At 64.6% G+C, this 7,561-nt stretch carries 10 protein-coding genes; 4 read left to right on the forward strand and 6 right to left on the reverse strand.

The features are described from left to right. A partial coding sequence (locus tag EOA22_RS18970; RefSeq protein WP_245478656.1) for an FGGY-family carbohydrate kinase occupies positions 1-691 on the forward strand: 691 nt, incomplete at its 5' end. Between the two features lie 140 nt (positions 692-831). Beyond that, positions 832-1,863, forward strand: a complete 1,032-nt coding sequence (locus EOA22_RS18975) for a cupin domain-containing protein (protein ID WP_063168580.1) — start codon at positions 832-834, stop codon at positions 1,861-1,863. A 9-nt stretch (positions 1,864-1,872) separates the two neighbouring features. Here the strand turns inward: EOA22_RS18975 and dinB are convergent, their stop codons facing one another. Together dinB and EOA22_RS18985 are read right to left on the reverse strand one after the other, a co-directional pair. Further along, the gene (dinB, locus tag EOA22_RS18980; protein WP_063168579.1) at positions 1,873-3,120 is read right to left on the reverse strand and encodes a DNA polymerase IV; all 1,248 of its coding nucleotides are present in this window, start codon (positions 3,118-3,120) and stop codon (positions 1,873-1,875) included. Positions 3,121-3,241: 121 nt separating this feature from the next. After that, positions 3,242-3,658 carry a helix-turn-helix domain-containing protein gene (locus tag EOA22_RS18985; RefSeq protein ID WP_024501648.1) on the reverse strand — a complete coding sequence of 139 codons (417 nt, stop codon included), beginning with the start codon at positions 3,656-3,658 and terminating at the stop codon, positions 3,242-3,244. 97 nt (positions 3,659-3,755) lie between these two features. Here EOA22_RS18985 and EOA22_RS18990 point away from each other — a divergent pair, with 97 nt between their 5' ends. After that, a complete protein-coding gene (locus EOA22_RS18990; RefSeq protein ID WP_245268621.1) occupies positions 3,756-4,361 on the forward strand; it encodes a dihydrofolate reductase family protein in 606 nt (201 codons plus the stop codon). 24 nt (positions 4,362-4,385) lie between these two features. Here EOA22_RS18990 and EOA22_RS18995 read toward each other — a convergent pair whose 3' ends face one another. The 4 genes from EOA22_RS18995 to ada all read right to left on the reverse strand — a co-directional run bounded on the left by EOA22_RS18995 (position 4,386) and on the right by ada (position 7,183). Then, positions 4,386-5,129: a 2OG-Fe(II) oxygenase gene (locus tag EOA22_RS18995; protein WP_063168578.1), complete on the reverse strand. Its 744-nt coding sequence runs from the start codon at positions 5,127-5,129 to the stop codon at positions 4,386-4,388. Beyond that, complete coding sequence (locus EOA22_RS19000) at positions 5,126-5,680, reverse strand: methylated-DNA--[protein]-cysteine S-methyltransferase (RefSeq protein ID WP_063168577.1); 555 nt, start codon at positions 5,678-5,680, stop codon at positions 5,126-5,128. The genes EOA22_RS18995 and EOA22_RS19000 overlap by 4 nt, the downstream gene beginning before the upstream one ends. A gap of 150 nt (positions 5,681-5,830) precedes the next feature. Next, entirely contained in the window at positions 5,831-6,058 is a 228-nt protein-coding gene (locus EOA22_RS19005; RefSeq protein WP_013530734.1) for a hypothetical protein, read from the reverse strand. Positions 6,059-6,070: 12 nt separating this feature from the next. Beyond that, positions 6,071-7,183, reverse strand: a complete 1,113-nt coding sequence (gene ada / locus EOA22_RS19010; protein ID WP_063170284.1) for a bifunctional DNA-binding transcriptional regulator/O6-methylguanine-DNA methyltransferase Ada — start codon at positions 7,181-7,183, stop codon at positions 6,071-6,073. A 130-nt stretch (positions 7,184-7,313) separates the two neighbouring features. Here ada and EOA22_RS19015 point away from each other — a divergent pair. Beyond that, a partial coding sequence (locus EOA22_RS19015) for a type II toxin-antitoxin system HigB family toxin (RefSeq protein WP_127390137.1) occupies positions 7,314-7,561 on the forward strand: 248 nt, incomplete at its 3' end.

Raw genomic sequence — 7,561 nt, forward strand, 5'->3', positions numbered from 1 at the left:
CTCGGCCATGGTGCCGGGCCTGTGGCTGAACGAGGGCGGCCAGTCGGCAGCTGGTGCTGCGATTGATCATCTGGTGCGCATGCATCCTGCAGCCGGCGAAGCGACCGCCAAAGCGCAAGCCGAGGGGCTCAGTCTCAGCGCCTGGCTGTCGCTGCAGGCGCAAAGCCGCAATGGAGCCGCGGCCACGCCGGCCCTGGTCGGCGGCATCCATGTCGTGCCGGAGTTCCTCGGCAACCGCGCGCCCTTCGCCGACCCGGACGCGCGCGCGCTGATCGCCGGGCTCGATCTCGACACCAGCCTCGACAGCCTGGTCGGGCTCTATGTCGCCGGGGTCTGCGGGCTGGGCTACGGCGCGCGCCAGATCGTGCAGGCCGAACATCAGAAAGGCATTGCCGTCGACACCATCGTGGTCAGTGGCGGCGCCGGCCAAAGCCCGCTGGTGCGCCAACTGCTGGCCGACACCACAGGCATGGTGGTGGTGGCCTCGACCTCGCCGGAACCGGTGCTGCTCGGCTCGGCGATGCTGGGCGCGGTCGCCGCCGGTGCCTACAAGGATGTGGCGGCGGCGATGGCCGGCATGTCGGAACTCGGCGAGGTCTATCATCCCGACGCTACGCTGGCCGGCTGGCATGCCAAACGCTTCGCGGCGTTCGAATTGCTGCAGCAGGCGGGCAAGGCCATCCGAGGCTGAAGCGCGCGGCTTCTGTCCGGCTTTGTCAGGAGCGTAGCGAACACCGCTTGGCGGTTTAGCCGGAAGCTGGCAGCTTTGTTCTGTCGTGGACCCTCCAGCAGCACGCGACGAGGGCAGGGCGACAGGACCAGGAGGCCCTAATGGTGGACGAAGCTAAACCGCCGCTACCATTCGCATCGGATGAGGTGCCGTGGACGGAATGGTCCGATGTGCCACGCTTCGGCCTGCGCTACCGGCATTTGTCGCTGGCTGCCCTTGGCGAAAAACACCGTGTCGGCGTGGCAATCGAGGAGCTTCCGGCTGGCAAGCAGTCCTCGCCGGCGCATTACCATATTTTCGAGGAAGAGCATGTCTTCATCCTCGAAGGGGCGCTTACCGCGTATGTCGGCGACGCGGCCTATGCCATGAAGTCCGGCGACTACATCTGCTTTCCCGCCGGTGCCGCGGCGGGGCATTGCCTGATCAATACCAGCGACGCACTGTGCCGCTATGTCATCGTCGGCGAGCGCAACCCGAATGAAGTGGTCGTCTACACCGCCTCCAACAAGGTGCTGGTACGCGCCCTGGGCCGCCGCGCGATCTTCGATCTCGCAGCCATCCGAACTTACTGGGACGGCGAGAACACCGGCCTTACCGCCGGCGATCCGCTGCCGTCGGATGTGACGGCCGGTGTCACCAAACCCCCGGCCGCGCCGATCCCGCCGATCGCCAGCGATGCTGTCGAATGGAAGGTCGAAGGCGAAGGCCCGCGGTTCGGCGGCCGGTCCAGGCACCTGACTTATGCCGCGCTGGGACGCTCCGACTATCATGTCGGCATGCTGATCGAAGCGCCGGCGCCCGGCATGCGCCTGGCGCCCCGGCACTATCACATGCTGGAAGAGGAGCATGCGCTGATCCTGGAAGGGGAGGTGACGCTGCTGCTTGGCGAGGAGCGCCACGAAATGAAAGCCGGCGACTATGTCTGCTTTCCGGCCGGCCTGGCGGTCGGGCATTCCTTCCTCAACAGCGGCACGGGGCCGTGCCGCTACCTGATGATCGGCGAGAAAAATCCCAACGAGGTCTGCGTCTATCCAGATTCCAACAAGATGGCGGTCGACGCCTTGCGCCGGCGCGACGGCATTTTCGACATGGGAGCGGTGAGGCGGTACTGGGACGGCGAAGAGATGGAGTAGCCCCCGGCTTCACAGCTCCTTCTCCGCCAACTCCCTGAATTCGTCGGGAACCGAGCGCGCCGCCTCCAGCGCCACCGTGCCGTAGCCGACCGCCTGTTTGCCAAAGCGCTCGCGGATCTTGTCGATGGCGCGGTCGGCGTCGAAGCGTGCTAGGCCCTTCTTCGTGCCGGGCCGGCGCCTCTCGTCGGCGAGGCCAAGCGGCAGGTCGAGCTGTAACTCGAAGCTTTCCTCAAGATGCGAGACCGAGATCGCCAGCAGCGAGATCGTTTTCTCCTGTGGATTGTCGGCAAGCAGGCCGCGCACCAGATCGCCGGCGATCTCGGCCAGCATCGCGGTCGCCGAGATCGGCTGGTCAAGCGTGATCGAACGGGTGACGGCGCGGAGATCGGCAAAGCGCACGCGTACCGTCACCGTGCGGCCGGGCCTTGCCTTGGCGCGCAGCCGGCTGGCGACGCGGTCGGCCAGATGCAGCAGTGTCGGCACGATGACCCGTGCCATAGCCGGCTTCTGGCCAAGCGCCGATTGGGCGCCGGCCGAATGCGCGCGGCGCTTCGTCTCCAGCTTTCGCGGGTCGCGGTTCCAGGACAGGGCGGCGAGCTTTTCGCCGGCGGCGGGACCGAGCAGGCGCGTCAGCGCGCCGCCATGCGTCCTGGCCAGTTGACCGATGGTCTCGACGCCGATCTCGGCCAGCCGCGCCCTGGTCGCCGGGCCGACGCCCCACATCAGTCCGACCGGCAGATCATGCAGGAAGGCGAGTTCGGTGCCGGGTTCGACGACCACCAGCCCGTCGGGTTTGGCGACCTGCGAGGCGATCTTGGCCAGATGCTTGGTGCGCGCCACGCCGATCGAGATCGGCAGGCCGAGTTCGGCCCGTACGCGGCGGCGGATGGTTGTCGCGATCTCCTGCGGCGAGCCGAACAGATGCGTGCAGCCGGCGACGTCGGCAAACGCCTCGTCGATGGAAATGCGCTCGACCACAGGCGTAAAATCGTCGAGCACCTTGATCGCCGCATCGCCCAGCCGCTGGTAATGGCTGAAATTGCCGCCGACGAAGATCAAATGCGGGCAGAGTTCGCGCGCCTTGCGCCCCGGCATGCCGCCACGCACGCCGAAGGCGCGCGCCTCATAGGAAGCGGCGAGCACGACGCCGCCGCCCACCGCGATCGGCTTGCCGCGCAGCGGCGGATCGAGCAACTGCTCGACAGAGGCGTAGAAAGCGTCGAGATCGGCATGCAGGATGGTGGCTGTCGTTTCCATCGACCGCACATCCGCAGTTGCTGATAGAATAGAACAAATAAAGAACAAAGATGGATGGTTGTCAAGCGAAGAGCGATTGGGTGCGGCAACAGCCATGCCGGTTCGGCTTGAACGCAACCGCCTAGACACTATGCTCCGTTCGCAGCGCCGCTTTCATCTTTTCCAGCGCTGCTTCGCCGCCTGCCGCCAACTGGTTGGCAATCCTGGCCAATCTCTCGTCGGCCTTGCGGTGCCTGCTGCCCCAGGCGCCGAGCGTCGCCAGCACCGGCAATAGGTCGATGCCTGCTTCGGTCAGCCGGTAGACCGTTCTCAAGCCATGCGTCGGGTCGTCGCTTCTGGTGAGGATGCCTTCGTCCTGAAGCGTTTGCAGTCGCTCGGCCAGCGTGCGCGAGGAGATGCCTTCGTCGGATTGCAGGAATTCGCGAAAGTGCTTTTTCCCGGCGAAGACCATGTCGCGGATGATGAGCAGCGTCCAGCGGTCGCCGATGAGTTCGAGCGACAGGTTGATCGGGCAGTCGGATTTTTCGCGCGTCGCCATCTATGGTTCCATTTCTAAATCACTTTACTATTGACATCGTTTTGGCCTTGCGTCAACAGTTCCAAATGTAAACTGTTTTGCGATAGCCGTGAGGAGAATGACGGTGAAAAAGCTGGTCCTGCAGATGCAGATGTCGGTCGACGGCTTTGTCGGCGCCACCGAGGACCATTCCTGGCAGCTCTGGGAGTGGGGTGACGAGAGCGCCTGGGACGATGAGCTGAAGCAGGACTTCAACGCTGTCTTCACAGGCGTCGATACCATCCTGCTCAGCCGCAAGATGGCGCAGGAGGGCTATCTCACCCATTGGGGCAATGCCGCCAAGAAGTTTCCGCACGATCCGTTCTACGCCTTTGCGCAACGCATCGTCGACGCCCGCAAGGTGGTGCTCAGTGATAAGCTCAAGCAATCGGCCGGGGAGCCGGCCTGGGAGCGCACGAGCGTGGCCAGCGGCGACCTGCCGCGCGAAGTCAATGCGCTGAAAGCGGGCGAGGGCGGCGACATGGCCGTGTTCGGCGGCGCCGGTTTCGCGTCGGCGCTGATTGCGGCCGGGCTGGTCGACGAGTTTCAGCTTTTCATCAACCCGGCGGTGCTGGGTGCGGGCCGCCGGATTTTTGATCAGGGCGGTTTTAGAAACCTGCGGCTGCTCGGCTCGAAGACCTATGACTGTGGCATGGTGGTCAGTCGCTATGCACCGGCGGGGTGAGGGGGACCTCCATCTTCTCCCTGCTCACTTCGCATCGTGAAAAATAATCCCGACCGTGTGGCGCATGCCTGAGCGCAGCCGGCTGACGCCATGACGCAGGTTGACGCGGTAATTGCCTTTGGTGCCCTGCACCGGCCGGTTGTGGACGGCAAAGACAACGGCGTCGCCCTGGCGCAGCGGCACCACCTCGACCCGGCTCTGCATGCGCGGCCGCTGCTCGGTCAGCGCGAACTCACCGCCGGTGAAATCCTGGCCCGGCTCGGAGAGCAGGATCGCCACCTGCAGCGGAAAGGCGAGGTCGCCATAGAGATCCTGGTGCAGGCAGTTGAAGTCGCCAGGCACATATTGCAGCAGCAGCGGCGTCGGCCGCGTCTGGCCGGCGGCATGACACTGATCGAGAAACGCGGCATGCGTCGCGGGATAACGCATAGCCTGCCCCATCCGCTCGTTCCACCGATTGGCGACCTCGGCCAGCCTGGGATAGAGCGCGCTGCGCAGGCCGCCGAGCAGGTCCGGCAAGGGATAGCGGAAATAGCGGTACTCACCCTTGCCGAAGCCGTGCCTGGCCATATGGATGTGGCTGCGGAAATGCTCTTCTTTGGGATAGAGGCCGGCGATCTCCCGGCATTCTTCGGGCGAGAGCAATTTCTCGATCACCGCGCAGCCGAAACCGTCGAGTTCGGCGGCAAGGGCGGGCCAGTCGTAACCCGCGACACGCGTCCGAGCAGCTTCAACCGCCGATGCGGCAACCCTGGCATGGGCATTCATATCGTAGCCTCCTTGTCGATCAGAGCGCGCTTGCGCTCGACGCCCCAGCGGTAGCCCGACAGCGTGCCGTCGGCGCGGACAACACGGTGGCAGGGAATGCCCAGCGCAATCGCGTTGGCCGCACAGGCCGTCGCCACGGCACGGGCGCCGTCCGGCTGGCCGAGGCGCTGGGCCAGCGCGGCGTAGGTGATGGTGGCGCCGCACGGGATGCCTCGGAGCGCCTCCCACACGCGCTGCTGGAATGGCGTGCCGCGGCGCAGGTCGAGCGGCAGGTCGAGGCCGACGCCAGGCATTTCGATGAAGCGCGCGATTGCCGCGAGATCGTCGCGCAAGGTGGCCCCGTCTTCGACCAGTAGCTTGCCCGGGAAGCGATGGCCAAGATCCCGCTCCAGTGTGTCGGCGTCCGAGCCGATCAGGATGGCGCAGACGCCGATAGCGCTGCGTGCCGCCAGGATTTTACCGATCGGGGATTCGCCGATGGCGTAGGTTATGATATCGAGGGCGGCGAGCTTGGTGACCGTCGCCGGAATATTGGTTTGTACGAGGTTCATTGCCTTCACTCCTTTGTCTGTGCCTGAACCCTAGCCACGTGCTGATTGGCGCTCACTCCGATGCTTGCTTTCAAATTCGAATCTCCAAGGCAGGTGCTCTACGGCGCCGTAGAGCGCTGATTTGGATCATTGGCACTTCGCCTGAGGACGTCATGCGACACGGGTGACGGAAATTTCGCCCAGCACGAACACTTCGCCTGATGACAGGCGCAACTCAACCTCGCCGGTTGCGGTGCGGCTCCATTCGGCTTTGCCATCATCGACCATCTGGCCGATGGCGGTCATCACCCATGATTTCGCGTCAGGGGCGCGGCGGCTGCCGGCAGCTTGGGTCTGGATGTTCGCATCGGTGGTGGGAGACCTTGCCATCGCGCGCATTGCCGGTCCTCGTCAGGCCCGTACCGACCGGTTGGCATTGTCGGACGCTGCCTCGCGGTCGAGCAGCGCGCGCTTGCGCTCCGCGCCCCAGGCGTAGCCGGAAAGTGCGCCGTCCTTGCGGATGACGCGGTGGCAGGGAATGGCGACGGCAAGATTGTTGGCGGCGCAGGCGGCGGCGATGGCGCGGGCCGCCTTAGGTGCGCCTATGCGATGCGCGATCTCGGCATAGGAAACCGTTTGGCCGGCGGGGATGGCGCGCAAGGCCTGCCAGACGCGCTGCTGGAACGCCGTGCCGCGGACGTCGAGCGGCAGGTCGAGGCCGAGCGCCGGAGCCTCGACGAAACCGACGACGCGGGCGACCAGCGCCTCGTAGTCGCGGTCGCCACCGATCAGCCGTGCCCTGGGGAAACGGTCCTGCAGGTCGCGCACCAGCGCGTCGGGATCGTCGCCGAGCAGGATCGAGGCGACGCCCTTTTGGCTGGACGCGACCAGGATGGTGCCGAGCGAGGTCTCGCCAACGGCGAAGCGGATCTCTTCATGGGAGCCGCCGGCGCGATAGCGCGTCGGCGTCATGCCGAGCATACCAATGGATTTCTCATAGAAACGCCCGCTCGAATTGAAACCGGCATCGTAGATCGCAGCCGTCACGCTGGTGCCGTCTTCCAGGCCCTGGCGGACCCTGGCGGCGCGGTGTGCGGCGGCATAGTCCTTCGGCGTCAATCCGGTGACCGCCTTGAAGATGCGGTGGAAATAACCGGCGCTGCGGCCGGCGGCATCAGCCAATTCAGCGAGCGAGGGTTCTTCCTCGCTCTGCTCGATCCTGCGGCAGGCAGCGGCGACCATCGCCGCGTTGCCGGCCTCGAGCGACGGGCCATGTGGATCGCAGCGCCGGCACGGGCGAAAACCGGTCGCCCTGGCCTGGTCCAGCGTGTCGTGCAACTGCACATTTTTCGGATTGGCGCGCCGAGACGGACAGGAAGGCCGGCAATAGACGCCCGTCGTCGCCACCGAATACCAGAATGCGCCGTCAGCGGATTTGTCGCGCGCGACGATGCGCGCCCAGCGCGGATCGTCGGTGATTTGCAGCGGCGCGGACTTCAGATTCTTGGCCAGGGTGATGAACATGACCGCATTGAAGCCACCACAAGCCGGCCCCGCCACCCGTTTCCTGGCAAGTGCCTGGAGAACCTCACTTGCCTTTCCCAATTTGGGAAAATCCTCTTGTTCCCAATTTGGGAATTTGCTATATCAGGTCATGCAGATAATTGCCAAGAAGGCGCTGAAGGATTTTTGGGCAAAACACAATCAGGCCGAAGCTCCTTTGACGGCTTGGTATGTGGCTGTCGGGAATGCTGATTGGAAGACCCCGGCTGACGTCAAGTATGCGTTTGGAGCGACAGTTGATTTCGTAGGTGACAATCGCATCATTTTCGACATTAGCGGCAACAAGTATCGTTTGATTGTCCACGTCGCCTACAAGTTTCACCGCGTTCTGATCAAATT

Origin of the sequence: Mesorhizobium sp. M7A.F.Ca.US.014.04.1.1 (genome assembly GCF_003998745.1) — a bacterium.
Classification (GTDB): domain Bacteria; phylum Pseudomonadota; class Alphaproteobacteria; order Rhizobiales; family Rhizobiaceae; genus Mesorhizobium; species Mesorhizobium ciceri.